Here is a 24,408-nt window from a genome sequence, read left to right on the forward strand (position 1 = left end):
GCCGCGCGGTGAGGAGCGATCACGGGTTCGGCGGACGCGCCGTGGACGGCGGACGCCCCAAAGGTCAATGGCCGGTAAACTCGGCGCCGGTCCCCGGGTGACTGCCGCCCGGGTGACGCCTCGGGCCCGCGGGCCCAGCGCCGTCGGGCACGACCTGCCCGCTCCGCTCCGGACGCCGGTGCGCCCACGACCATGACCGGCCCGAGGAACAGGCAGTGCGAAAGTGGGGATTCCATGCCAGGCGTGGTGCTCGTCGGTGCCCAGTGGGGCGATGAGGGCAAGGGCAAGGCGACCGACCTGCTCGGCTCCCGGGTCGACTACGTGGTCAAGTTCAACGGCGGCAACAACGCCGGCCACACGGTCGTCATCGGGGACGAGAAGTACGCGCTCCACCTGCTGCCGTCGGGCATCCTGTCCCCGGGCGTCACGCCGGTCATCGCGAACGGCGTCGTCGTGGACATCGAGGTGCTGTTCCAGGAGCTCGACGACCTGATCGCGCGCGGCGTGGACGTGTCGAAGCTGCTCGTGTCGGGCTCGGCGCACGTCATCGCGGGGTACCACCGCACGATCGACAAGGTGAGCGAGCGGTTCCTCGGCAAGCGCCGCATCGGCACGACCGGCCGCGGGATCGGTCCGGCCTACGCGGACAAGATCAACCGCGTCGGCATCCGCATCTGGGACCTCTTCGACGAGAAGATCCTCGCGGAGAAGATCGAGGGCTCGCTCGACCAGAAGAACCACCTGCTGGTGAAGGTCTACAACCGCCGCGCCATCACGGTCGACGAGACCGTGGCCGAGCTGCTCCAGTACGCCGAGCGCCTCAAGCCGATGGTCGCGGACACCGCGCTCGAGCTGAACAAGGCGCTCGACGCCGGCAAGAACGTCCTCTTCGAGGGCGGCCAGGCGACGATGCTCGACGTCGACCACGGCACGTACCCGTTCGTCACGTCGTCCAACGCGACGGCGGGCGGCGCGCTCACCGGCTCGGGCGTCGGGCCGACGCGCATCAGCTCCGTCATCGGCGTCATCAAGGCGTACACGACGCGCGTGGGCGAGGGCCCGTTCCCCACCGAGCTGTTCGACGCGAACGGCGAGTACCTGCTCAAGCAGGGCGGCGAGTACGGCGTGACGACCGGCCGCGCGCGCCGCTGCGGCTGGTACGACTCGGTCATCGCGCGCTACGCGACCCGCGTCAACGGCATCACGGACATGGTGCTCACGAAGCTCGACATCCTCACCGGCTTCGAGAAGGTCCCGGTGTGCGTCGCGTACGACGTCGACGGCGTCCGCTACGACGAGATGCCGCTCGACCAGACGGCGTTCCACCACGCGAAGCCGATCTACGAGGAGCTCGACGGCTGGTGGGAGGACATCTCCGGCGCCCGCACGTTCGAGGACCTGCCGACGAACGCGCAGCGCTACGTGCTCGCGCTCGAGGAGATGTCGGGCACGCGGATCTCGGCCATCGGCGTCGGTCCCAGCCGCGACGCGATCATCCCGCGCCACGACCTCATCCACTGAGTCGACCACCGCACGCCGACCACGGCCCGGACGCCCCGCAGGGTGTCCGGGCCGTCTCGGTAGACTCGGCGCCCGTGAAGATCCTCGTCGTCGGGACCGGTGCCCGCGAGCACGCCATCGTCCACGCCCTCGCGCACGAGGCCGACCGCCCGGGCGCCGACCCGCACGAGCTGCACGCCGCCCCCGGGAACCCCGGCATCGGCGACCTCGCGACGCTGCACACGGTCGACCAGAACGACGGCGCCGCGGTGGCCGCGCTCGCGACGGACCTGGGCGTCGACCTCGTGGTCGTCGGACCGGAGGCGCCGCTCGTCGCGGGCGTCGGGGACGCGGTGCGCGCGGCGGGGGTCCCGGTGTTCGGACCGAGCGCCGAGGCGGCGCGCCTCGAGGGCTCGAAGGCGTTCGCCAAGGACGTCATGGCGGCGGCGTCCGTCCCGACGGCGCTCGCGCACGTGTGCACCGACGTCGACCAGGTCGCGGCCGCGGTGGACGCGTTCGGCGCCCCGTACGTCATCAAGGACGACGGCCTCGCCGCGGGCAAGGGCGTCGTCGTCACGGAGGACCGGCAGGCCGCGCTCGAGCACGCCGCCGCATGCTTCGCGACCCCGCGCCGCGCCGCGGACGGCACACCCGAGGACCCGCGCGTCGTCGTCGAGGAGTACCTCGACGGCCCGGAGGTCTCGCTCTTCTGCGTGAGCGACGGCGCGACCGTCGTCCCGCTCGCCCCTGCCCAGGACTTCAAGCGCGCGTTCGACGCCGACGCCGGCCCCAACACGGGCGGCATGGGCGCCTACAGCCCGCTGCCGTGGGCACCCGAGGGCCTGGTCGACGAGGTCGTCACGCGCGTCGCGCAGCCGACGATCGACGAGATGGCGCGGCGCGGCACCCCGTTCGTCGGCGTCCTGTACGTGGGGCTCGCGCTGACGAGCCGCGGCACGCGCGTCGTCGAGTTCAACGCGCGGTTCGGCGACCCGGAGACGCAGTCGGTGCTCACGCGCCTCGCGACGCCGCTGTCCGCCGTGATGCTCGCGGCGGCGCAGGGACGCCTCGCGGAGATCGGCGCACTGCGCTGGCACGACGACGCGTCGGTCACCGTCGTCGTCGCGGCGCACGGCTACCCGGGCGCGGTGCGCGGCGGCGACCCGATCACGGGCATCGACGCGGCCGAGGACGTCGAGGGAGTGCACGTGCTGCACGCGGGCACGTCGCGCGCGGACGACGGCGGCCTGGTCGCCTCGGGCGGCCGCGTGCTGTCGGTCGTGGCGCGCGGCGCGGACCTGGCCGAGGCACGCCGTCGGGCGTACGCCGCGGTCGACCGCATCGTGCTCCCGGGCTCGCACCACCGCACGGACATCGCGGCCAAGGCCGCCGCGGGCGAGGTCACGCTCGCGGGCTGACGCCCCGCCGTCGGGCCGCCCGGCCCGACCACGACACCCCACGCCGTCGAGCACGACATGACGGTCGCTGTCGCGCTGATGGCGACCGCCATGTCGTGCTCGGCGCCCTGGGGGTGGCTCAGGGGCGACGTGTCAGGCTCGGTGCCACTTCTGGGCGGCCGTGCCGTTGCACGTCCAGATCTGAAGCTGTGTGCCGTTGGTGCTGTTGCTGCTCGGCACGTCGACGCACTTGTTCGCCAGCACGGACACGAGGTCGCCCGCGCCGCTCAGGACGAACTGCTGGGCGGGGTTGCCGCTGCAGTTCGCGAGCTGCAGGGCGGTCCCGTCGGCCGTGGCGGCCCACGCGACGTCCATGCACTTGCCGCCCGCGCGGAGCGTGCCGTCCGCCTCGAACGTCCAGCGCTGCGCGTTCGTCCCGTTGCAGGTCCAGAGCTGAAGCCGCTTGCCGTCGCTGAAGTCCGAGCTCGGCACGTCGATGCACTTGCCCGCGAGCCCGACGAGCGCGCTGCCCGACCCGCCGCCCGTCGTGACGAGCGACAGCCCGTACGCCGAGAGGATCGGGTTCACGGGCTGGTAGATGAACTTGCCGCCGTTCGAGCAGTCGTTGATGCGGCCCGAGGTGACACCCTGCGCCTGGTTGCCCGAGATCACGGAGCCGCCGGAGTCGCCGCCCTCGGCGCACGCGCTGCCGCGCACGAGGCCGGGGATGTCGCCGTTGCCGTAGTTCACGGTGATGTTCTTCTGCTCGATGACGCCGCAGCGCCAGCCTGTCGTCGCGCCGGACCGGCAGACCGACGCGCCCACCGGCGCCTCGGCGGACCCGGCGACGTCGACCGTGCCGCCCGCGTAGTTGTTCACGCGGGGGACGGGGGAGAACCCGGCGTCGACGCGCACCCAGGCGTAGTCGTGGCCGGGGAACGACGCCGCCTGGACGGTGCCCATGCGCGCCCAGCCCCCCGTGAGGACCTCCTTGCCCGCGGCACCGCAGTGCCCGGCCGTGACGAAGCCGCCCTGCACGGCGAAGCCGATCGAGCACGCCGAGCCCGACGACGCGCCGGGGTCGCGTGTGATGTACCGGTCGCCGCCGCGCACGTCCGCCGTGAGCTCGTACGGCGCCTCGACGACCTCGGTCCGGACGGCTGCCGCGTCGACCCCCGACGCCGCGACGAACGCCTCCGCCGCGGCGGGGTCGAGCGACTCCACGACGACCTCGTTCGTCGTGACGTCGACGTACCAGGCCTGGACGGCGTCGGGCGTCGACGCCTGGTCCAGCTCGGCGGCGACGGCGTCGAGCTCGCCGAGGCCGCGCTCGACCACGACGGCCTCGGCGCCGGCCGCCTCGACCTCCGGGACGGCGGCCGGGTCGGTGACGGCGACGACGGGCGTCGCGGCGTCGGCGTCGACCCACGTACCGGCGTACGCCGAGCCCAGGCCGCCGCTCAGCGCCTGCTCGACGACACCGGTCGCGGCGTCGAGCGCGAGCCGCTCGGCGACACCGTCGGCGTCGAGGCCCAGGTCGCGCTCGAGCGCGCGGAGCTGGCCGGGGGACAGGTCGTCGGGCCCGGGGACGGGGCTGGTGAGCAGCGTCGGGGTCTCGGTCCCGATGGTCGACGGTGCGGCGAAGGGTGCGCTCGCGGTTGCCGACGTCGCGAGCCCGACGCTCGCGGCGATCACGCCGACTCCGGTTGCTAGCGCTGTCAGGCGATGGTGCATCGTGCCGTGGTGCATCGTTGCCTCCTCGGTGCGGATGTCGGCCCGCCGTCGTCGGCAGGGCCGGGACAGCGGTGCGGGCGCCCCCGAGGGGGGTCGCTCCGATGCAGGCCCCCCGACGGTGAGGGAGCGCTCCCACGACCGTCCTGTGGGCACAGTAGCGACTTCGGCGACATTCGTCGCGCCCAGGCTCGGCGGCGGTCGCGGTCGCGTGCCGTCGGGTGAGGCGTCACGGCGCTGCCCCCGAGGGGCCACCGGGTCGGGCCGCGGGCCGCCGGTACGGCATGTCGGGCCGGCAGGCCGGCCGACCGGTCGTCGGACACGGGTGCCGCGCCTGCGGAGGGCGGTGCGAGACTAGGGGCCGTGACCGACACCCCTCAGGACCCTGCCTCGGCCCTCTCGCTCGGCGAGGTGGACGCTCTCGACACCGCGGCGCTCGACCTGCCCGGCTGGACGCACGTGTACTCCGGCAAGGTGCGCGACCTCTACGCGCCGGACCTGCCCGCCGTCGGCGGCGTGCACCCCCTCGGTGACGTCGTGCTCGTCGTGGCGAGCGACCGGGTCAGCGCGTACGACCACGTGCTGTCGCCAGGGATCCCGGACAAGGGCGTCGTGCTCACCCAGCTCAGCCTGTGGTGGTTCGAGCAGCTCGCCGACCTCGTGCCGAACCACGTGGTGTCGACCGAGGTCTCGTCGGAGCCGGGCGACGGCCTCGTGCCCGACGTCGTCGCCGGACGCGCGATGATCTGCCGCCGCCTCGACATGTTCCCCGTCGAGTGCGTCGTGCGCGGATACCTCACCGGCTCGGGGCTCGTCGAGTACCGCGCCGGGGGAGAGGTCTGCGGCGTGCCGCTGCCGACCGGGCTGGTCGACGGCTCGCGCCTGCCCGAGCCGATCTTCACGCCTGCGACCAAGGCCGCCGTGGGCGAGCACGACGAGAACGTCTCGTTCGACGTGGTCGCCGAGCAGATCGGCCTCGACGACGCCACGCGCCTGCGGGACCTCACCCTCGCCGTCTACGCACGCGCGGAGCAGGTCGCGCGCGAGCGCGGCGTGATCCTCGCGGACACCAAGCTCGAGTTCGGCGTGGACCCGATCACCGGTCAGACCGTCCTCGGCGACGAGGTGCTCACGCCCGACTCGTCGCGGTTCTGGCCCGCCGACCAGTGGGAGCCGGGGCGCGCGCAGCCGAGCTACGACAAGCAGTTCGTGCGCGACTGGCTCGTGTCGCCCGCGTCCGGGTGGGACCGCGCGTCGGACACCCCGCCGCCGTCGATCCCCGCCGACGTCGTCACGCGCACCCGCGCCCGGTACCTCGAGGCGTACGAGCGGCTCACGGGCTCGACGCTCGGCTGAGCCTTCAGGCGGTCCGGGCGGCGCCCGGGCGCACGTAGGTGTGCCCGCTCGGCGCGGTCCACCGGACCGAGCCGTCGGCGAGCAGCGCGGGCCGCCAGCCGTCGCGTGCACGGACGACCCGGTGGTGCCGGCAGAGCGCGACGAGGTTGTCGGCCTCCTGCGCGGCGGCCGCGGCGTCGTCGTCCGCGCCCGGTCGCGGGGCCACGACGTGGTCGAGGTCGCAACGGAACGCCGGGACGCGGCAGCCGGGGAACACGCAGGTCTCGTCGCGCGTGAGGACGCGCGCGACCGTCTGCGGCGACGGTCGTGCCCTGCCGCGCTCCGCGGCGGGGGCGAGCGGTGCTGCCATGCGGACCTCCCTGCGTCGTGGAGCCGTGGTTCGTGCGAGGGCGGGGAAGGGGCAGGACCCCGCCCTCGCACCGTGCCCGAGCGTGCGTCTCGAACACGTGTTCGACTCTAGCGGCACCCTCTGACACGCGTCGAGGGCTGGCGTGATAGGTCGTCATCCGATATATATCGGTCATGGCACCGAGTCCTCCCGCGTTCCGCATGACCGAGCAGGCGTACCTCGTGCTGCTCTCGCTGAGCGCAGAGCCGCGGCACGGGTACGCGGTGATCCAGGCGGTGCGCGAGCTCTCCGACGGCCGCACCCGGCTCGGGGCCGGCACGCTCTACGGCAACCTCGACCGCCTCGTCGCCGCCGGGCTCGTCGAGCCGACCGGCGAGGAGGTCGTCGACGGCCGCCTGCGGCGTTACTACCGCGCCACCGACGACGGGCGCCGCGCGGCTCGGGCCGAGACCCTCCGCCTCGCCGAGCTCGCCGAGCGCGCACGGCGGTCCCTGGAGCGCCACGGCACGGCAGGCACCGCCGACGGCCTCGCGGGGAGTAGCGCGTGAGCGCGGGCGGCGCGGACCTGTACGAGCGGTCCGCCCGGTTCTGGCTCCGCGCCTACCCGCCGCGATGGCGCCGCCTGCACGGTGAGGAGGCTCTCGCGGTGCTGCTCGACCTCGCGCCCGCACCCGACGACACCGGGGCGCCGCACGGCATCGGCGCGCGCGAGGCGTGGGGGCTGGTGCGCGCGGGCTGGGGGCTGCGGTGGCGCGAGCACCCGCGGCTCGGCCGCTGGCTGCTGTACCGGCTGTTCGACGCTCGGCTGCCCGCACGCTACTGGTGGTGGGTGGCCGACGACATCCACGGGGCGCTCTACCCGTGGCGCGTGACCATGACGGGGCTCGGGACCGCTCTCGCGATCTTCTACGGCTGGCCGGTGCTGGCGCAGGTCCTGTTCTCGGACGACGTCACCAGGCCCGACCTGTGGCTGATCCTCCTGTGGTGCGGGACGTTCCTCGGCGGGGGGCTGCTCTTCCGCCGTTCGCACGTCGCGCGCGCGTGGCGCAAGCACGTGCTCGACGGCAACATCCCCGTGGACACCCCGACGGACCCGCCGCGCGCGGCCGGTGCCTGAGCCGGCGCCGCGCCGTCGGGCCAGGGTGCGGACGCCCGGCGGGACGGTCGTGCGGGCCCGGTAGACTGGCCGCGGAATCCCGCCGTCGGCTCCCGCTCGCCCCGTCCCACCGACCGTCCTCGACGGCCGTGACGTGGGCGGGATCCCGGAGCCCCGGCTCTCCCGAACTCTCTCGCCAAGGAGCCCCCGTGGGACGCGTCGTCGTCGAGGTCATGCCCAAGCCCGAGATCCTGGACCCGCAGGGCAAGGCCGTCGTCGGGGCGCTGCCGCGCCTCGGTTTCACCCAGTTCACGTCCGTGCGCCAGGGCAAGCGGTTCGAGCTCGAGGTCGACGGCCCGGTCACGCCGGAGATCCTTGCCGCCGCCGAGGAGGCCGCGGTCAAGGTCCTGTCGAACCCGGTCATCGAGGACGTCGTGCGCGTCGCGGACATCGAGGCGGACGCGGCCGCGACGATCACGTCCGAGGGGCTCGCCTGATGTCCGGCGCGACGCTCGCGACGGCGCGGATCGGCGTCGTCACGTTCCCCGGCACGCTCGACGACCGCGACGCGGCGCGCGCGGTGCGACTCGCGGGCGGTGAGGCCGTGTCGCTGTGGCACGCGGACGCCGACCTGCACGGTGTCGACGCCGTCGTCCTGCCCGGTGGCTTCTCCTACGGCGACTACCTGCGCGCGGGCGCGATCAGCCGCTTCGCGCCCGTCATGGAGTCGATCGTCGACGCGGCGGCGGGCGGCCTGCCCGTCCTGGGCATCTGCAACGGCTTCCAGGTCCTCACCGAGGCTCACCTGCTGCCCGGCTCGATGGTCAAGAACGACCACCTGCACTTCATCTGCCGCGAGCAGGTGCTCGTGGTCGAGAACGCGGACACGGCCTGGACGCGCGACTACACGGCCGGCCAGCGCATCACGATCCCGCTGAAGAACCAGGACGGCCAGTTCGTCGCGGACGACCGCACGCTCGACGAGCTCGAGGCGGAGGGCCGCGTCGTCTTCCGCTACGACGGCTGGAACCCGAACGGGTCGCGCCGGGGCATCGCGGGCATCACGAACGCCGCGGGCAACGTCGTCGGCCTCATGCCCCACCCCGAGCACGCCGTCGAGGCGGGCTTCGGCCCGGCGAACGAGGGGGGCCCGCGCGCGGGGACCGACGGGCTCGGCTTCTTCACGTCGGTCCTGGGCGCGCTCGTCCGCGCATGACGAGGTCGGCGTGACGGGCTCGCTCCCGCGCGTCCTGCCCGACGACGCCGCGCGCCTGGGCGCGCACGTCACCGTCGAGGCGGTGCCCGGGGACGACGCCGCGGCCGAGCTCCTGCGCACCCGTCAGCAGGCGGAGCTCGCCGTGCGCTATGGCGAGCCCGACGCGGGCACGTTCGTGCCCGACGCCGCGATCGCGAACGTCGTGGTCCGCTCGGCCGGAGAGCCCGTCGCGTTCGTCGCGCTGCGCGACGTGTCGGGCACGCCCGACGGCCGTGGCGGCACACACCCCTCGCGGACGGGCGAGGTGAAGCGGCTCTGGGTCGAGCCGGCCCACCGGGGCCGCGGGCACGCGCGCACGGCGATGCGGGCCGCGCACCGGCACGCGGTCGAGGCCGGGCTCGAGCGCCTGGTCCTGGAGACCGGGACCCTCCAGCCCGAGTCGATCGACCTGTACCTCTCGCTCGGCTACGTCCCGATCGAGTCGTACGGCCACTACGCGGGGCACCCGCTCTCGCGCTGCTTCGCGCTCGACCTGGGGACGGCGCGCGACGCGGGCGTCGGCACCGACGCCGTGGACGCGACGTCGGCGACGGGCGGCGGGCTCGGTGCGCGCGGCGTGCGGTCGACCGCGACCGTCCTGGCCAGTGGGGTCGTGGAGGTCCGCGCCGTCCCGTGGGACGACCCGGACGCGGCGGCGCTGCGGCGGGAGATGCACGAGACGTCCTCGGCGGTGCTCTACCCCGAGCTGTTCGCCGGGTTCGACGCCGCCGGAGGGTTCGACGCCGTCGACGCCCGCGTGGGTGCCGACGTCGTGGCGACCCTCGTCGCATACCGGGACGGCGAGGCCGTCGGGTGCGCGTCGCTGCGCCGCCCTGCACCCGGGGCGCCCGCGGACGCGCTCGAGGTGAAGAAGGTCTTCGTGCGCAAGCGCGCGCGTCGGACCGGGATCGCGCGCCGGCTGCTCGACGCCCTGGAGGTCGTCGCCCGCGAGCGCGGGGTGTCCACCCTGCTGCTGGAGACGGGCATCCGGCAGCCGGGCGCGATCGCGCTCTACCGCTCGCTCGGGTACCGCGCCGTCGCGCAGTTCCCGCCGTACGTCGGCGACAACCACGTGGCGCTCTGCTTCGCGAAGCCGCTGGTCTGAGGGCCGCGCCAGGGTCATCTCCGGGGTGTGCCGGATATGCCCGCGGTGTCCGGTCCCGCTAGGGTGTCTCCGTGATCCCCCTCGCGACCGGTGCCTATTCCGCGGCCTCCGTGATCCTCGAGCTTCTCGGCTGGGTCGCCGCGGTCGCGTCACGGGTGCCCGGCCGGGTCGGCGTGCTCGCGGGCGAGCTACGCGAGACGGCGCTCGAGTGGGGGCTCCCGGTCGGCGAGGTGTCCGACCTCTACGCCGCCTTCCCGGTGCGCCTCGCGCTCGCCGTCGGCGCCGTCGCGCTCGTGTGCGCCGTCGTCGCCCTGGTGCACGGGCTACGCGAGCGTCAGCGCACCGAGGGGTCCGCGGACGCCGTGCGCGTCAGCGGCCGCTGAGCAGCGGCGCGACCTCCCGTCCCAGGAAGCGGACGAACCCCTCGACGTCCGGCTCGTCCGCGGTCGGCTGGACCGCGACGGCCGTCGCACCGGCGTCGGCCAGCGCCTGGACGGCCGACGCGATCATCGCGGCGTCCCCGCCCGCGCCGATGCCCTGACCCGCCTCCTTGCCCCACAGCGGCACCTCGCGGTCCACGCGCTCCTGCGCGTCCGGCCCGGTCGCCGCGATGAGCGTCGCGTGGACGTCGAAGCCGTCACCCGTCGGGCTCACGTCCCCACCGGCGCGCGCCGCCCCGGCCGCGTCCCGCACGTCGTCCGCGGTGAGCGCGTTCGCCAGGATCAGGCCGTCGCCCAGCTCGCCCGCCAGCGCGAGCGACCGGGGGCCGACGCCGCCGAGCCACAGCGGGACGGGCTCCGCGGGAGGCCAGTCGAGCCGCACGGCGTCGAGCGTGACGTACCGACCCGCCGTCGTGACCTCCTCGCCCGCGAGCAGGCTCCGCAGCGCGGTGGTGTGCTCGCGCAGCAGCGTCAGCGGCGACGCGACACGGACCCCCGCCTGCCCCATCCACTCCTGCACGCCGTGGCCCACGCCCGCGACGAGCCGGCCGGGGAACATCCGAGCGAGCGTCGCGACCTCCATCGCCGTGACCGCCGTGCTGCGCAGCGGGGCGGGCATCAACCCGATGCCGACGCGCACGCGCTCGGTCCAGGCGAGCGCTGCGGCCGCCGACGCGAGGCCCGACTGCTTGAAGCAGTCCTCCCACACCCAGAGGTCGTCGAGGCCCGCCTCCTCCGCGGTCGTGGCGAGCCGCCGCAGGCTCTCCGGCGCGTGGGTCGGGACGAACGCGATACCGAGCCGTGGTGTCGTCATCCCCTCATCGTGCCGGGCGCCACCGACACTCAGCCGTCGTGCCGGCGCGCACGCGACCTCCCGCGGACAGGTCGCCGTGCCTCATCGTCGGCCCGCGCGAGGAACGCGAGCTGCGCCGCGACGGACTGGCGCGCCGCGCCGAGGACCGATGGGTCGACATCGGCGTAGACGCGCGCGACCACCCGCTCCACCGCGTCGTGCGCACCCGCGGTCAGCCCGAGCGCGTCGAGCGCCGCCCGGACCTGGGCGAGGCGGTCGAGCCGGTGCTCGCGGTACGCGCGCACCCGTCCCGCGAGGTCCTCGACGACCGGCCCGTGGCCCGGGAGCCCCGTCGCCGGGGCAGGGCCCGCGGAGGCGACGGCCTCGATCGCGTCGAGGCTCGCGAGGTACGCGCCGAGCGAGCCGTCGGGCTGCGCGATCACCGTCGTGCCGGTCCCGAGCACGGTGTCCCCGGTGAGGACGGTCGTGCCCGACGGCGCCCCCGCGCCGGCGGTCGCGGCGTCACCCGACCGGGTGTCGCCCGGAGTCCCGCCGCCGGAAGTCGCGCCGCCCGCGGTCCCGTCCCCGGAAGTGGCGTCGCCCGGGCGCGTGGCGCCCCCGGCGAGATCGCTGGTCGAGGCGACCGGGCCGTCGTCGGGCAGCACGAGGCAGACCGAGTCGGCGGTGTGGCCCGGGGCGGCGAGGACGACGACGCGCAGCCCCGCCGCCTCGATCACCTCGCCGTCGCGCAGCGGCTCGCCGCCGTGGCAGTGTGCCGGGTCCGCGGCGCGCACCGGCGCGCCGGTCCGCTCCTGCAGCCCGGGGGCGCCGGCCGTGTGGTCGGCGTGGCGGTGCGTGACGAGCACGAGCTCGACGTCACCGGCCGCAGCGAGCGCGTCGAGGTGTGCGGCGTCGTCGGGCCCCGGGTCCACGACCACGCACGTCGCCGAACCCGGCGCGCGGAGCACGTACGAGCGCGTGCCGTCGAGCGTCATCGGGCCCGGGTTGTCGGCGCGCAGCACCGCGGCGAGCCGGGTGACGGGTGTGGGCACGGTCATCGCGGGCCGGCTCAGGCGCGGTGCCGCAGGACCGTCGGGCGGCCCTCGTCGTCCCACTGGGAGAAGCGGGCGTCGATCAACGGGCCGACGAGGTCGTACGTCTCCCACGTGTCCGGCACGCGGTACACGTCCTCGGGCTCGCCGTCGTCGGGGCTCACCGCGTCGACGTAGTCCTCCAGGTAGAGGCCGCCGCCGTCCTCGTCCTCCTCGTCGCCCGCGTAGTACGCGCTCGCGAACGCCGCGGCGACGTCGTCGAGGTCCTCGTCGACGAGCCTGCCGTCGCAGGCGTCGAGCACGAACGCGCCGGGCGTCGCCGCCCGGTCGCGCAGCGCGGCGAGCTGGTCCGCGGCGTCCTCGGCGAGCGCCTCGGAGACGTGCCCGCCGAGCACCGCCCAGGCGAGGAACATGCCGATGTGCGTCGCGCCCGCCGCGGGGCCGGCCTCGGGCGGGTAGCCCTCGCCCTCGGAGTGCCAGGACGCGTCGTCATACGTCGTCGTCATGCGCGCGACGCTACCGCCTCCCGCCGACTACGTCGGCGGGGAGCGGCGGCAGGGCGGGCGTCAGGCGGCGAGGGCGTCCGCGAGGAGCTCGAGCGTGCGGGCGCGGCCCGGCGTGGAGTCCAGCGCCTCGTCGGCGCGCGACGCGGCGACGGGGACGACCATCACCTCGTCGACGCCGTGGCGCTCGGCGAGCCGGCGGACCTCGGCCGCGGCGTCGTCCGGCGTCCCGACGGCCCAGCGTCGCAGGCTGTCCTCGACCATCTGCCCGGCCGTGCCGTCGAGAGGCGCCGCCTGGGCCTCCTCGACGGTCTCCAGCGCGGTGAGCGCCTGGCCGGTGCGCAGCCGGGCCATCATGCGCGCCTGCGGGAGCGCGCGGGCACGCGCCTCCTCCTCCGTCTCGGCGACGACGGCGTTGAGCGTGAGGAACGTGCGCGGCTCGGGGAACGCCTCGCTCGGGCGGTAGCCCTCGCGATACAGGGCCAGGATCTCGTCGATGCCCTGGCCGGAGAAGTGGTTCGCGAACACGTACGGCAGCCCGAGCTCGGCCGCGAGGCGCGCGGAGTAGTCGCTCGACCCGAGGAGCCAGACGGTCGGTGCGGCGTCGGCGGCGGGCGTGGCGTGCACGTCGTAGACCTGGCCGCTCGTGAGGCGCAGCGTCGCGCCCTGCGGGCTCATGAGCGCGAGGATGTCGGTCACGTGCTGTGGGAAGCGGTCGACGTCGGCCGTCGGGCCGGTGATCCGCAGGAGCTGCGTGACGACGGGGTCGGAGCCCGGCGCGCGGCCGATCCCCAGGTCGACGCGCCCGGGCGCGATCGCCTCGAGCGCCGCGAACTGCTCCGCGACGACGAGCGGCGCGTGGTTGGGGAGCATGACCCCGCCCGACCCGACGCGGATGCGGTCCGTCACCGAGGCCGCCGCGGCGATCATCACGGGCGGCGTCGACGCCGCGACCGCCGGCATGTTGTGGTGCTCGGCGAACCAGTACCGCTCGTACCCGAGCCGGTCCGCGAGGCGGACCAGGTCGAGCGACGCCCGCACCGCCTGGGTGCTGGACTGGCCCGAGCGGACGGGCACGAGGTCGAGGACGGACAGGCGGGGGGTCTGGGTGCTCACCCTGGTGCCAACCGGCGACCCCCGAGCCTCATTCCCCCGGGAGACCGGGGCAGCCTGCCAGGATGGTCGTCATGGACGTCCCCTCGATGATCATTGGCGCCGCGATCGCGTCCGTCGCCTGGATCGTGTTCGTGCCCTGGACCCGAATGAAGGAGCTGCGGGCGAAGGATCAGGCGGAGCGCGCGGAGGACTGACCGCCGGGCAGCGGTGTGCGCAGCCCGCTCGCCCGGTGGACCGGGCTCCTCACCGCGGTGCGGACGGCGTCCTCGGAGCCGACGACGCGCACGAACGTCTGCGCGCGCGTCACCGCCGTGTAGAGCAGCTCGCGCGTGAGCAGCGGCGACGTGGCGGGCGGCAGGACGAGCGTGACACGGTCGAACTGGCTGCCCTGCGCGCGGTGGACCGTCATGGCGTGCACGGTCTCGACCGGCGGGAGGCGGTGGGTGCGCACCCGGAGCGGGGCGCGCGGGTCGCCGAACACGGCGACGACGCCGGCGCCCCCGGGTTCCGCGACGAGCACGCCGGTGTCGCCGTTGTAGAGACCCACCTCGGCGTCGTTCGTCGTGACGAGGAGCGGGCGGCCGGCGACCCACGGCGTGTCGGTCGCGTGGTGGCCCGTCGCCTCCTCGACCCACGCCTCGACCTGCGCCGCCCACCGGCCCCGACCCGCGGGGCCGCGCCGGTGCGCGACCATGACCCGGTGCCGGGCGAGGGCGTCCAGGGCCGCGGTGGCGTCGCCCGCGCGGGCCGCCTCGACGAGCGCCGTGCCCGCCGTGACGGCGTCGACGCGCACGGTGGCGAGCACCGCGTCGTCCGGGACGTCGTCGGGCGTCTCGAGGAACTCCACCGAGCCGTGGCCGGCGCGCAGGAGCGCGAGCGTCGCCTCCGCGTCCCCGGTCCTGATCGCGGCCGCGAGCGGCAGGATCTCGGAGTCGCGGTCCTGGCGGTGGACGGTGCGCAGCCGCACGACGCCGTTGCCCAGCACAGCGCGGTCGTCCACCTCGCCGTCGGCCGGCGGCGGGGACGCGGCGAGCGCGACGTCGGCCGTCGCGACCACGACGGCCGACGTCGCGGGCGGGGCGACCGGCTCCCGGTGCACGAGGTCTCCGAGCACAGCACCGGCCTCCACGGACGCGAGCTGGTCGGGGTCGCCGACGAGCACGAGCCGTGCGTCGGGCCGCAACGCCTCGAGCAGCCGCGCCATGAGCGGCAGCGCGACCATCGACGTCTCGTCCACGACCACCACGTCGTGCGGCAGGTGGTGGTGCGCGTCGTGCCGGAACCGGGTGCTGCTGCCCGGCCGGTAGCCGAGCAGGCGGTGCAGCGTCGTCGCGACGGGGGCGCCGACGCGCTCGCGGTCGGCCGGGTCCGGGAACCCGGCCACGACCTCGCGCACGGCCTCCTGCAGGCGCGCGGCCGCCTTGCCCGTGGGCGCGGCGAGCGCCACGCGCAGGCCGACGTCCCGCGTGAGCGACGCGTCCGGACCAGGCGTGGTGGCAGGGGCGGGCGACGCGGTGGCGGCGGCAGGCCGCGCGGCGTCGTGCAGGACGGCGAGCAGCCGCGCGACCGTCGTCGTCTTGCCCGTGCCCGGGCCACCCGTGAGCACGGTGAGCCGGCGCGTCGCGGCGTGCGCGGCAGCGAGCCGCTGCCGGGTGTCGTCCGCAGCGGGGAAGAGGCGGGACAGCGCGCCGTCGAGGCGGTCGGGGTCGGCGGGCAGGTCGTCCGCGGCGAGCCGGCCGTCGACGTCGTGCCGGACCGCGAGCTCGTCGCGCCAGTACCGGTCGAGGTAGAGAGCGCCTCCCACCCAGCGTGCGGGACGGTCGTCCGGCCCGTCGACGCCCGCCGCGACGAGGGGGCTGCGCGCGACCGCTGACGCCCACGCGGTCCGGTCCGGCCAGGGCAGGTCCGTGGCGTCGGTGCGCGCCGCCTCCTCGTCCTCGGGCAGCTCGAGCGAGCCGAGGTCGTCGAGGCGCACGCACACCGACCCGCTGCGCACCGCGCGAACGGCGAGCGCGACCGCGAGCAGCACCTGGTCGTCGTGCTCGCCCGTGAGCCGACCGAGCCGCAGCGCGACGCGGAGGTCGGCCGCGGAGACGACGCGCGCGGCGTTGAACGCGCCGAGCCGTGCAGGCACCCCGACGGCGAGGCGCGGGTCGCCCTCGTCCACGAGGGGAGTCGGCGGCGCAGCGGGCACGGTCGCGCCGAGAGGGGCCGTGGTCATGCGCGACCTCCGTCGAGCAGGGCGGACAGGGCGACGACGAGCCCTGGCGGCGGCGTCCAGGCGACGACGCCGTACGGCGCGCCGTCGGGACCGGTCGGGGTGTCGGGGCCGGCCATGCCGCGCACGAACAGGTAGGCGCCGCCCGCGAGGTCGCGGTCGGGGTCGTATCCGCGCACGCGCCAGCGCAGGTAGCGGTGCAGCGCGACGAGGTAGAGCACGAGCTGGAGGGGGTAGTGCGAGGCGAGCATCGCGTCGCGCGTCGCGTCCGGGTGGTAGTCGCCGACGGCGAGCGGCACGCCGGGCGGGCCGACGCGGTTCGTCTTGTAGTCGACGACGAGGTACCGCCGCCGGCCGGAGGGGTCGGGACGACCGTCGGGCCTCGCGACGGGCACGCGCAGCACCGCGTCGATCGACCCCGTGAGGTACCCGCGCAGCGGGACCCCGCCGGCACCGCCCGCCGTCCCGCTCTCGCTCTCGTCGGCCAGCGCCGCGAGCAGGTCGGGGTAGCGGGCGAACGCGTCGTCGGCGGGCAGGTGGGCGCGCAGGACGTCGGCGAGGTCGCGCAGCGTCGAGGGCCGGACGCCCTCGGTCTCGTCGCCGCCCGCGAGCGGGAGCTCGAACTCGAGCTCGGGCAGCCGGTCGCGCGGGTCGACGTCCGCGAGGGTGAGCCCACCCGCGATCGGTCCGAGCGGGGTGCGCAGCGACAGGCCCAGCGCCGCGGCGAGCGACACGGGCTCCACGCCGGGAACACGGACCGTCGCCGCCTGCGCGCAGCGGGCGCGGACCTCTGCGTCGAGGTCGTCGGCGGCCGTGTCGACGTACTCGAGGATCTCGTGCACCAGGGTGCCGAACGCGGTGCCGCCGGGCTGCCCCTCGTAGGGCGAGGGGACGTCGGCGCCAGGACGGATGGCCGGCGCTCCGGTCGGCACCCCGGCCGGCGCGGCACCGGTCACGTCGGCGTCCGGCGACTCCTCCGGCTCGTCCTGGATGCCCGGGTCCTCGGGCTCGCTCTCGATCCCGCCGACCGGCCCGTGGTGCGCCGCCGCCGTGAGCGCCGAGTACGACGCGCGGCGCCACTCGCGGTCCGGAAGGTGCGCGGTGGTCGCGAGCGCGAGGTCCGAGGCGGTGCGGCGCCCGGGAGACCAGCGGGCGCCCTTCGGCCGGCTCTCGACCTGCTCGACGACGACCGTCCCGCCCGAGCGCGCGGCGACCGCCTCGAACGCGGACCGGGCGGCGTCGTCGCGCATCGCGTCGGGCCGGGCGTGGCGGCCGGGCTCGCCGCCGAGCATCCGGTCCGCGAGGAGCAGCCGCGTGAGCGGCCCGGACCCGGTGCTGCGCTTGGTGGGGGTCCAGTGCACGACGACCTGGTGCCGGGCGCGCGTGAGCGCGACGTACAGCAGGCGCAGGTCCTCGCCCAGCTCCTCGTCGCGCCAGCGCGCCTTGGCGTCGACGAACCCGGGGGAGCCGACCCCGCCCAGGTGCAGGACGCGCTGCCCGTGGTCGTCGTGGAACGCGAACAGCTCCTGGTCGTCCGACTCGAACCGCTCCCAGCCGAACGGGACGTAGACGACGCCGAACTCCAGGCCCTTCGCGGCGTGGACGGTGACGACCTGCACGGCCGCGGCGTCCGTCTCGAGGCGGCGGGTCCGCTCGTCGGTGAACACCGCGCCGACCTCGGCGATCCGGGCGCGCAGCCACGCGGTGAGCGCGGCCGTGCCGAGGCCCTCGGTGACCGCGGCCTCGTGCAGGGCCTGCGTAACGTGCCGCAGGTCGGTGAGGTAGCGCTCGCCGTCGGCCCGGGCCATGACCCGCGCCGTCGCGCCCCGCCGGGCCGCGACCTCCGCGACGGCGGCGACGCCCCGGTCCGCGAGCAGGCGCGCCCAGGCGCGGACGGTGTCGCCGAGCTCGTCGTGGTCCGTGTCCCCGGCCGTCGCGAGCCGCTGCGCGTCCCAGCCCACGAACGGCGTGAGGGCGAGCGCCGTCGCGCGGCGGTGCAGGCCGGGCTGCTCCAGCGCGGCGAGCAGGGTGAGCCAGTCCTGGGCCGCTGCCGAGCCGAACACGCTCGACGGCCCCGACACCACGGCGGGGACGCCCAGCGCGACGAGCGCGGAGCGCACCGCCTCGGCCTGCGCGTTCGTCCGGGTGAGCACCGCGACGTCGCGCGGCTCGAGCGGCCGCCACCGTCCAGTGACGCCGCCCGCGTCGTCGCCCGCTGCCACGAGCCCGTCGTCGCGCACGCGGTCGCCGCCGCCGTCCGCAGTCCCAAGGCGGCCCGCGACGTCCGCCGCCACGTCCTGCGCGAGCAGGCTGCGCGCGTCGGGCGCCGACGGCGCCGACGACCCCCCGAGGCGGTAGGCGCGCCGCGTGACCTGTCGCAGCCGCACCGGCGCGCCGCCGGAGAAGCGCGGCTCGGGGTGGGCCGCGTCGACGGGCCGGACCACGATGCGCGGGTCGCCGAGCGCGGTCTCGCCCAGGAGCGCGTGCAGGCCCGTGAGGAGGGGGCCGTCGCTGCGCCAGCTCGTGCTGAGCGTCGCGGTGTCCGCCGCGTCCTCGACCGCGCGCAGGTACGTCACGACGTCCGCGCCGCGGAAGGCGTAGATCGCCTGCTTGGGATCGCCGATGAGCACCAGCGTGCGGCACTCCTCGGGATGCCCGTGGAACGCCGTGCGCAGGATCTCCCACTGCTCGGGGTCGGTGTCCTGGAACTCGTCCACCATGACGACGCGGAACCGCGACCGGACCCGCCGCGCCGCTGTCGCGCCGTGCTCCGGGTCCGTCAGCGCGCGGCGCAGCAGCACGAGCAGGTCGTCGTAGTCGAGCAGGTGCATCGCGCGCTTGCGCGCCTCGACCTCGCGGCGCGCGGCGACCGCGGCCTCGTACCGCGCCGCGGCCACCGACCCCTCGGCCGCGTCCGACGGCGCGACCACCGCCCCGTGGTCGCTCACCGCCGCCCGGGCGACGTCGCGCACGTCGCGCGGCGACAGGATCGGCTCCGGCTCGTCCGCGAACCTCCGCACGTACAGGTCGTCCGTGACCTCCTCGACGAGGTCGGCGACATCGGGAAGGAAGCTCGTCGCGAGGTCGACGTCCGCCGCCGTCCCCAGCGCGGTGAGCATCTGCTGGCAGAAGCCGTGCGTCGTCGTGATGGTCGCGGCGTCGAGCTGGGACAGCGCGACGCGCAGGCGCTCGCGGCGACGGGCGAGCTCGTCGTCGTCGACCGCGGCGAGGAACGCGACGAGGGGCTCCGGGTCGTCCGCGGGAGCTGGCCCGCGCAGCGCGCGCTCGGTCGCGACGAGGCGCTCGCGGACGCGGTCGCGCAGCTCCGACGTCGCGGCGCGGCCGAAGGTCACGAGCATGATCTCCGGGAGGGCGGCCACGCCCTCGGCGACGTACCTCGTCGTGAGGGTCGCGATCGTGTGGGTCTTGCCCGTGCCGGCGCTCGCCTCGAGCACGACCGTCCCGCTCGGCAGGTCGCCGAACGGGTCGAAGCGCCGAGGGGTGCTGCTCCTCGCCACGTCGCCGTGCGGGGCGGCACCGTCTGTCGCGGTCCGGGACGTCGCGCCGTTCACCGGGCACCTCGCAGCTCGTTCTCCAGCAGGGGCTCCCACACGCGGCGCGCGAGCGCACCGAGGCGGGTCGGGTCGTCGGGGAATCGGCCCAGGTCGGCCGTGGTGGCGAGCCCCGCGACGTCGGGGAGGGCGGGGTCCTGGCCCCACGCGAGGACGACGTACGGGTCCTTGCGCTCGAAGCCCTTGTTCCACGCCCAGCCGGCGCGCATCAGGGCGTCGCGCGCGTCGCTCGTGCTCCGTTCCTCGGTGTAGCGCAGCGACACCTCGGGGAGCACCGGCAGCGGCTCGCGCGCCGCCTCGTCGCGCAGCGCCACGAGGTCGGCGAGGACCCGCACCGCCGTGTCCCGGTCCGGCGGCGTGAGCGTCGACCAGGCGACGCCCGGCCCCCGGGACGAGCGACCGATCGCGACGGCGTCCCACGGGCGCCCCGGGTCGCTCGCCGTGAGCGCGAGCGCCTGGACCCACGCGCGCAGCCGGTGCTTTGGCCCGAGGCGGGAGTACTCGGTGCGGACGACGCGCGCGCCGTGCACGCCGGGGACGCTCCCGACGAGGGTGCGGCCGTCGGGCAGCGCGGCGCGGACGTCGACCGTCTCGGCCGAGCTCAGGACGTCCTGGCTCACCGGGCGCCCGGCGGCGAGGTCGGCCTCGCGCGCGGCCTCCACGGCGGTGACGCGCAGCGGGCCGACGGCCCGGACCACCTCCTGCAACGCCGAGCGCCCCAGCTCGCGCGGCGGGACCTGGCCCCGCCGCCACTCGGCCTGCATCGCCCGGTTCGGGTCGACGCCGGAGAGCGCGGCCCGCAGCACGCGGTCGCCCACGCCCCAGCCGGAGAGCCCGGTGAGCGCGAGCGGGAGGCGGTCCTCGACGTCGTCCTCCTCCAGCACGAGGCCGACGTCGAGCGTGTGCTGGGCGAACCAGCGGGGCGCGTTCTCCAGCAGTCGGACCAGGTCGTCGAGCTCGACGTCGGCCGGCGCGCCCGGCGACCCGGCGCCGCCTGCGGCATCCGCGGGGAGGTCGAGCGGTGCGCCGACGAGCGCCCCGACGGGCCGGCGCTCGCGGTGCAGGGCGCGGGCCCCGGCGAGCGCGGCGGCGTCGTGGCTGAACGGCCCGGGCACGCCCAGGGCGCCCGGGACGAAGTTGCGCTCGTCCACGGTCTGGAGCGGGTGCTGCACGACCACGTGCTCGCGCGCCGGGCGGCCGTCGACGGTCGTCGCCACGCGGTCGAGCGCGTCGAGCAGCTCCGCGACGGGGACAGCCGGCGTGCGGACGGCACCCGTGCGTTCGTCGGCACCCGTGTGCACGACGACGAGGTGGTCGCCCGCCGCGGCGACGGCGTCGAGGAAGATCTGCCGGTCCTCGCTGCGCGCGTCGCGCTCGCCGATCTCCGGGTGCCGCGCGAGCAGGTCGTCGCCCGCGGGCGCCGCGGTGCGGGGGAACACGCCGTCGTCGAGGCCCAGGAGGCACACGACCCGGTGCGGCACCGAGCGCATCGGCTCGAGCGAGCACACGGTGAGCGCGCCCGTGCGGAACCCGGCGCGGGTCGGCCGTCCCGCGAGGCGGTCGTCGAGCAGCGCGCGCACGTCCGCGAGCCGCAGCGCGACCCTGCCGTGCGCCGCGCCTGCCGCGCGCACGTCGCCCAGCACACGGCGGGCGGAGCCGATCTGCCACGCCTCCGTGGGCGGTGCCTCGGCGAGCAGCGTGAGCGCGCGGTCGAGCGCGTCGAGCCAGTGCGCGAGCGGGTGCACCCCGTCGAGCGCGCGCAGCGTCTCCGTCAGCCGCGCGACGAGTTCGGCGAGGCGGCCCGCGAGGTCCACGTCGGTCGAGCCGACGTCGTCGAGCGGCAGCGCCGGCCCGACGAACCGCGCGTCCTCGTCGGCCATCGCCGCGCCGAGCAGGAGGCGGTCGAGCGCCGCGTCCCACGTGCCCTGCCGCACGTGCCCGTCGATCCCGAACCGCGCGCGCCGCTCGCCGTCCTCGCCCCAGTGCACGCCCGCCTCGACGGCCCACTGGCGCAGGCGGTCCACGTCGTCGTCGGAGAACCGGAACCGGCGGCGGACCGGCGCGCTCGCGGCGAGGTCGAGCACCTCCGACGCCGTGACCCGGCCGTCGGCGAGGCGCAGCAGCGTGGCGAGCAGCGCGAGCACGGGGTTGGTCGTCCCGGCGCCGCGGTCGGCGAGGCTGACCCGCAGGCGCTGGCCCGGGTGCGCGTCCTCACCGAGCTCGGGGACCGCGCCGAACGTCGCCGTGACGAGCGGTGCGAACGTCTCGACGTCCGGGCACAGCACGATGACGTCGCGCGCCTGGAGCGTCGGGTCGGCCGAGAACAGCCCGACGAGCGTCTCCCGCAGCACCTCGACCTGCCGCGCCCGGCCGTGGCACGCGAGCACCTGGACCGACCGGTCGGCGGGGTCGACGACGTGGGTCCCGTCCGGCGTGTCCGTGCGGAGGGCGCCCTGCAGCGCGCCGAGCAGCGTCGGCGGCGTGGGCGCGGCCTCGTGGCGGGTCTCGTGCACCGCGCCGCCCCCGGCGAGCCGGAGCTGCAGCTCGACCGCGTCGCGACCAGTCGACGCGAGGAACGGGTGCCGGGCGAGCGTGGGCAGGTCCGCGCGACGTCGGGCGCCCGCGTCGTCAGGGGTGGCGTCGTCGGCGAGGTCGTCGCTCGTGGCGGGGCCGCCGTCGTACGCCGCGACCTTGTCCCACAGCGCGGGCGAGGGGTGCACGAGCCACAGGTGGACGTCGCGGTGCTCGGCGAGCGCACGCAGGACGCGGAGCTCGTCCTCGGGCAGCCGCGTCGGGCCGAACACGGACAGCCGCGGCGGGAGGTCCACGGCGGCGGGGTCCGCGCGCAGCGCGGTGACCGCCTCCTCCACGCGCCGTGCCGGGTCCGTGGCCGGGACGCGGTCGACGAGGCGCCGCCAGAGCTCGGGCTGCCACGCGAGGTCGTCCGGGGTGCCGTCGCTCTCGTCGACCGGCGACGTGGCCGACCACGCGAGCACGACCTCGGGACGCTGCCGCGCGTAGTCGACGAGCAGGTCCGCGAGCCGGCGCGCGAGCGTGAGCCGCCGGCCCCGGCGCACCTCGTCGCCCGGTTCACCGACGTACCGCGCGAGCGGCGCCGCCCACGGCTCGGTGAGGTGCGCGTCGAGCACCTCGAGCACGGACCAGGCGAGGCGCTCGGGCCGCCAGGGGTCGTCGTCGGGGTCGAGGTCGGTGAGGTCCGCGACGACCTGCTCCACGAGCCGGCGCGGCCCACGGAAGTCCACGTTCGCGCAGACGCCCGACGTCTCGCCCGCACCCAGGTGGTGCGAGAGCCGCTGCGCGAGCCACCGCTCGACACCGCGCGTCGGGACCGCCACGACGTCGGGCGTGAACGGGTCCTCCGGCGCCTCGGCGAGCACGGCGGCGAGCGGCGCCACGAGCGCCTCGGCACGCTCGGAGCGGTGCACGTGCAGCAAGAGGACCCCTGTCGGTGGTGGCGGACCGGTCGTCGCACCCTGCCGGTCGGCCGAGCGCTACGAGGAATCTACGAGGTGCGTCCCACACCGTCGAACCGCCGTCCACAGGTCGCCGGGGACTACGGTGTCCGCACCGCACGTGCGCAGAGGTCGCGTCGGTCCGATCGCCCGACGGAGGACGCCCCATGCCGCTGACAAGGACGACGGGTGTGTCGTGCACGATCGTCACCGGTGCCGCCCCGGTGACCGTCGAGGCCGTGTGCCGGGAGGCACTCGTCGTGCTGCGCGACCGGATCGTGACGCTCCAGGTCGACCTGAGCTCCGACGACCCATGGCCCTCGGACGTGGTCCAGGCCGTGCGGGCGATGGACGAGCTGCGGCACGCCCGGCGGGGCCGTCTCGCGCGGTGGCTCGGGAGCGGACCGTCGATCTCGCTCGACCTCGACCCGCGCGACGACCACGAGTTCGGCCTGGCCGTGGACGTCGCCCCGTACACGATCTGCGGGACCGGTCTCGACGAGCGGGGACGAGTGCTCTGGGACGTGAACGACACCGGGACGTCGGTGACGTTCTCGCTGCTGCCGCACGAGCTGGACGACCTTCGGGATCGCGTCGAGAGGTCGGGGGGACGCAGGGAAGAGGTCGTCGTCCTGGGCGAGCGCACCGACTGAGGCACACCCGGCCGCGGGGCGCACTCCGGAGTGCGCCCCTCGCCGGGGGGCGTGCGTCACTCGACGGCCGGCTCCGCGCGCCGTGCGACGAACACCCACTCGCGGCCCGGTCGGTCGGGCGCGTCGCGGACGTCGACCACCTCGAACCCGCAGGCGACGAGCGTCGCCTCGATTTCCTCGCGCTCGCGGAAGCGCAGCGTCGAGTCCGAGTGCAGCGCGGTGCCGTCGGGCAGCACGGTCGTGTCGTGGAAGGAGACGAACGGGAGCGACACGTCGGTGAGGTCGGTCCAGGACTCGACCGGCCCGACGTCGGGCACGTCCACGCGCGTGGCCGTCGCCTCGCGGGTCCACCCCTCCCACGCCCGGCGCGCGGGATCGCGCGTCTCGAACACGAGGTGGCCGCCCGGCACGAGGGCGGAGCCGATGCCCTGCAGGGTCGTGGCCCACGCGTCGTCGGTGAGGAACACCTGGGCGACGTTCGCCGTCATGGTCGCGAGGTCGACCCGGAGCGGCGGGAGGCTCGTCGCGTCGCCGTGCAGCCACCGCACGCGGTCGGCGCCCGGCTTGGTGCGGGCTACGTCGAGCGACGCGCCCGCGGGGTCGACGCCCACGACGTCGATCCCGCGCCGTGCCAGGAGGCACGCGAACGTCCCGGTGCCGCACCCGACGTCGAGCACCCGCCGCGCGCCGAGCTCGTCGACGATCGCCGTGTAGACGTCGAGGTCGGAGCGGTCCGGGTCGAGCGGGTCGTAGAGGGCGGCGAGTCGAGGGTCGTCGAAGATCGCGTCAGGCACCCTCC

21 protein-coding genes are annotated in these 24,408 nt (G+C 75.9%); 11 read left to right on the forward strand and 10 right to left on the reverse strand.

What is annotated here, in order from left to right:
- The first annotated feature begins 234 nt into the window (after positions 1-234).
- Both ACN9MS_RS03010 and purD read left to right on the forward strand, forming a co-directional pair.
- Entirely contained in the window at positions 235-1,521 is a 1,287-nt protein-coding gene (locus tag ACN9MS_RS03010) for an adenylosuccinate synthase (RefSeq protein WP_426310662.1), read from the forward strand.
- A 74-nt stretch (positions 1,522-1,595) separates the two neighbouring features.
- Positions 1,596-2,918, forward strand: coding sequence for a phosphoribosylamine--glycine ligase (gene purD / locus ACN9MS_RS03015; protein WP_426310663.1), 1,323 nt, complete (start codon positions 1,596-1,598; stop codon positions 2,916-2,918).
- A 132-nt stretch (positions 2,919-3,050) separates the two neighbouring features.
- Here purD and ACN9MS_RS03020 read toward each other — a convergent pair whose 3' ends face one another.
- Positions 3,051-4,592, reverse strand: a complete 1,542-nt coding sequence (locus tag ACN9MS_RS03020; RefSeq protein WP_426310664.1) for a ricin-type beta-trefoil lectin domain protein — start codon at positions 4,590-4,592, stop codon at positions 3,051-3,053.
- Positions 4,593-5,039: 447 nt separating this feature from the next.
- On the opposite strand from ACN9MS_RS03020, the gene ACN9MS_RS03025 reads away from it, so the two are divergent.
- A complete protein-coding gene (locus ACN9MS_RS03025) occupies positions 5,040-5,984 on the forward strand; it encodes a phosphoribosylaminoimidazolesuccinocarboxamide synthase (RefSeq protein ID WP_426311809.1) in 945 nt (314 codons plus the stop codon).
- Positions 5,985-5,988: 4 nt separating this feature from the next.
- On the opposite strand, the gene ACN9MS_RS03030 is transcribed toward ACN9MS_RS03025, so the two are convergent.
- Positions 5,989-6,333: an HNH endonuclease signature motif containing protein gene (locus ACN9MS_RS03030; RefSeq protein WP_237841534.1), complete on the reverse strand. Its 345-nt coding sequence runs from the start codon at positions 6,331-6,333 to the stop codon at positions 5,989-5,991.
- Between the two features lie 173 nt (positions 6,334-6,506).
- Here ACN9MS_RS03030 and ACN9MS_RS03035 point away from each other — a divergent pair, with 173 nt between their 5' ends.
- The 6 genes from ACN9MS_RS03035 to ACN9MS_RS03060 all read left to right on the forward strand — a co-directional run bounded on the left by ACN9MS_RS03035 (position 6,507) and on the right by ACN9MS_RS03060 (position 10,172).
- Positions 6,507-6,881 carry a PadR family transcriptional regulator gene (locus tag ACN9MS_RS03035; RefSeq protein ID WP_426310665.1) on the forward strand — a complete coding sequence of 125 codons (375 nt, stop codon included), beginning with the start codon at positions 6,507-6,509 and terminating at the stop codon, positions 6,879-6,881.
- On the forward strand, positions 6,878-7,450 hold the full coding sequence (locus tag ACN9MS_RS03040) for a hypothetical protein (RefSeq protein ID WP_426310666.1): 573 nt from the start codon (positions 6,878-6,880) through the stop codon (positions 7,448-7,450). The genes ACN9MS_RS03035 and ACN9MS_RS03040 overlap by 4 nt, the downstream gene beginning before the upstream one ends.
- Positions 7,451-7,638: 188 nt before the next feature.
- Entirely contained in the window at positions 7,639-7,926 is a 288-nt protein-coding gene (purS, locus tag ACN9MS_RS03045) for a phosphoribosylformylglycinamidine synthase subunit PurS (protein WP_087470936.1), read from the forward strand.
- Entirely contained in the window at positions 7,926-8,645 is a 720-nt protein-coding gene (purQ, locus tag ACN9MS_RS03050) for a phosphoribosylformylglycinamidine synthase subunit PurQ (RefSeq protein ID WP_426310667.1), read from the forward strand. Before purS ends, purQ begins: the two co-directional genes overlap by 1 nt.
- A gap of 10 nt (positions 8,646-8,655) precedes the next feature.
- Complete coding sequence (locus tag ACN9MS_RS03055; RefSeq protein ID WP_426310668.1) at positions 8,656-9,789, forward strand: GNAT family N-acetyltransferase; 1,134 nt, start codon at positions 8,656-8,658, stop codon at positions 9,787-9,789.
- Positions 9,790-9,860: 71 nt separating this feature from the next.
- Positions 9,861-10,172 (forward strand): hypothetical protein, encoded by a 312-nt coding sequence (locus tag ACN9MS_RS03060; protein ID WP_426310669.1) that lies wholly within the window; start codon positions 9,861-9,863, stop codon positions 10,170-10,172.
- Here ACN9MS_RS03060 and ACN9MS_RS03065 read toward each other — a convergent pair.
- From ACN9MS_RS03065 to ACN9MS_RS03080, 4 genes are read right to left on the reverse strand one after another with little or no spacing between them, the layout of a single operon-like run.
- Positions 10,159-11,043 (reverse strand): LLM class flavin-dependent oxidoreductase, encoded by an 885-nt coding sequence (locus ACN9MS_RS03065; protein WP_426310670.1) that lies wholly within the window; start codon positions 11,041-11,043, stop codon positions 10,159-10,161. The two genes, ACN9MS_RS03060 and ACN9MS_RS03065, sit on opposite strands and share 14 nt — an antisense overlap.
- A 29-nt stretch (positions 11,044-11,072) precedes the next feature.
- A complete protein-coding gene (locus tag ACN9MS_RS03070) occupies positions 11,073-12,080 on the reverse strand; it encodes an MBL fold metallo-hydrolase (protein WP_426310671.1) in 1,008 nt (335 codons plus the stop codon).
- 11 nt (positions 12,081-12,091) lie between these two features.
- Positions 12,092-12,580, reverse strand: a complete 489-nt coding sequence (locus ACN9MS_RS03075) for a hypothetical protein (RefSeq protein WP_426310672.1) — start codon at positions 12,578-12,580, stop codon at positions 12,092-12,094.
- 60 nt (positions 12,581-12,640) lie between these two features.
- Positions 12,641-13,693, reverse strand: coding sequence for an LLM class flavin-dependent oxidoreductase (locus ACN9MS_RS03080; protein WP_426310673.1), 1,053 nt, complete (start codon positions 13,691-13,693; stop codon positions 12,641-12,643).
- A gap of 62 nt (positions 13,694-13,755) precedes the next feature.
- Between ACN9MS_RS03080 and ACN9MS_RS03085 the strand changes: the two genes are divergently transcribed.
- Positions 13,756-13,887 carry a hypothetical protein gene (locus tag ACN9MS_RS03085; protein WP_426310674.1) on the forward strand — a complete coding sequence of 44 codons (132 nt, stop codon included), beginning with the start codon at positions 13,756-13,758 and terminating at the stop codon, positions 13,885-13,887.
- On the opposite strand, the gene recD is transcribed toward ACN9MS_RS03085, so the two are convergent.
- From recD to recC, 3 genes are read right to left on the reverse strand one after another with little or no spacing between them, the layout of a single operon-like run.
- Positions 13,863-15,914 carry an exodeoxyribonuclease V subunit alpha gene (gene recD / locus ACN9MS_RS03090; RefSeq protein WP_426310675.1) on the reverse strand — a complete coding sequence of 684 codons (2,052 nt, stop codon included), beginning with the start codon at positions 15,912-15,914 and terminating at the stop codon, positions 13,863-13,865. The two genes, ACN9MS_RS03085 and recD, sit on opposite strands and share 25 nt — an antisense overlap.
- On the reverse strand, positions 15,911-19,429 hold the full coding sequence (locus ACN9MS_RS03095; protein ID WP_426310676.1) for a UvrD-helicase domain-containing protein: 3,519 nt from the start codon (positions 19,427-19,429) through the stop codon (positions 15,911-15,913). The genes recD and ACN9MS_RS03095 overlap by 4 nt, the downstream gene beginning before the upstream one ends.
- A gap of 50 nt (positions 19,430-19,479) precedes the next feature.
- A complete protein-coding gene (gene recC / locus ACN9MS_RS03100; RefSeq protein WP_426311810.1) occupies positions 19,480-22,929 on the reverse strand; it encodes an exodeoxyribonuclease V subunit gamma in 3,450 nt (1,149 codons plus the stop codon).
- Positions 22,930-23,123: 194 nt separating this feature from the next.
- Between recC and ACN9MS_RS03105 the strand changes: the two genes are divergently transcribed.
- A complete protein-coding gene (locus ACN9MS_RS03105; RefSeq protein WP_426310677.1) occupies positions 23,124-23,609 on the forward strand; it encodes a hypothetical protein in 486 nt (161 codons plus the stop codon).
- 56 nt (positions 23,610-23,665) lie between these two features.
- Here ACN9MS_RS03105 and ACN9MS_RS03110 read toward each other — a convergent pair whose 3' ends face one another.
- Complete coding sequence (locus tag ACN9MS_RS03110; RefSeq protein ID WP_426310678.1) at positions 23,666-24,403, reverse strand: class I SAM-dependent methyltransferase; 738 nt, start codon at positions 24,401-24,403, stop codon at positions 23,666-23,668.
- Positions 24,404-24,408: the final 5 nt, after the last annotated feature.

The sequence above is a fragment of the Cellulosimicrobium sp. E-16 genome (assembly GCF_049913115.1).
In the GTDB taxonomy this organism is placed as follows: Bacteria; Actinomycetota; Actinomycetes; order Actinomycetales; family Cellulomonadaceae; genus Cellulosimicrobium.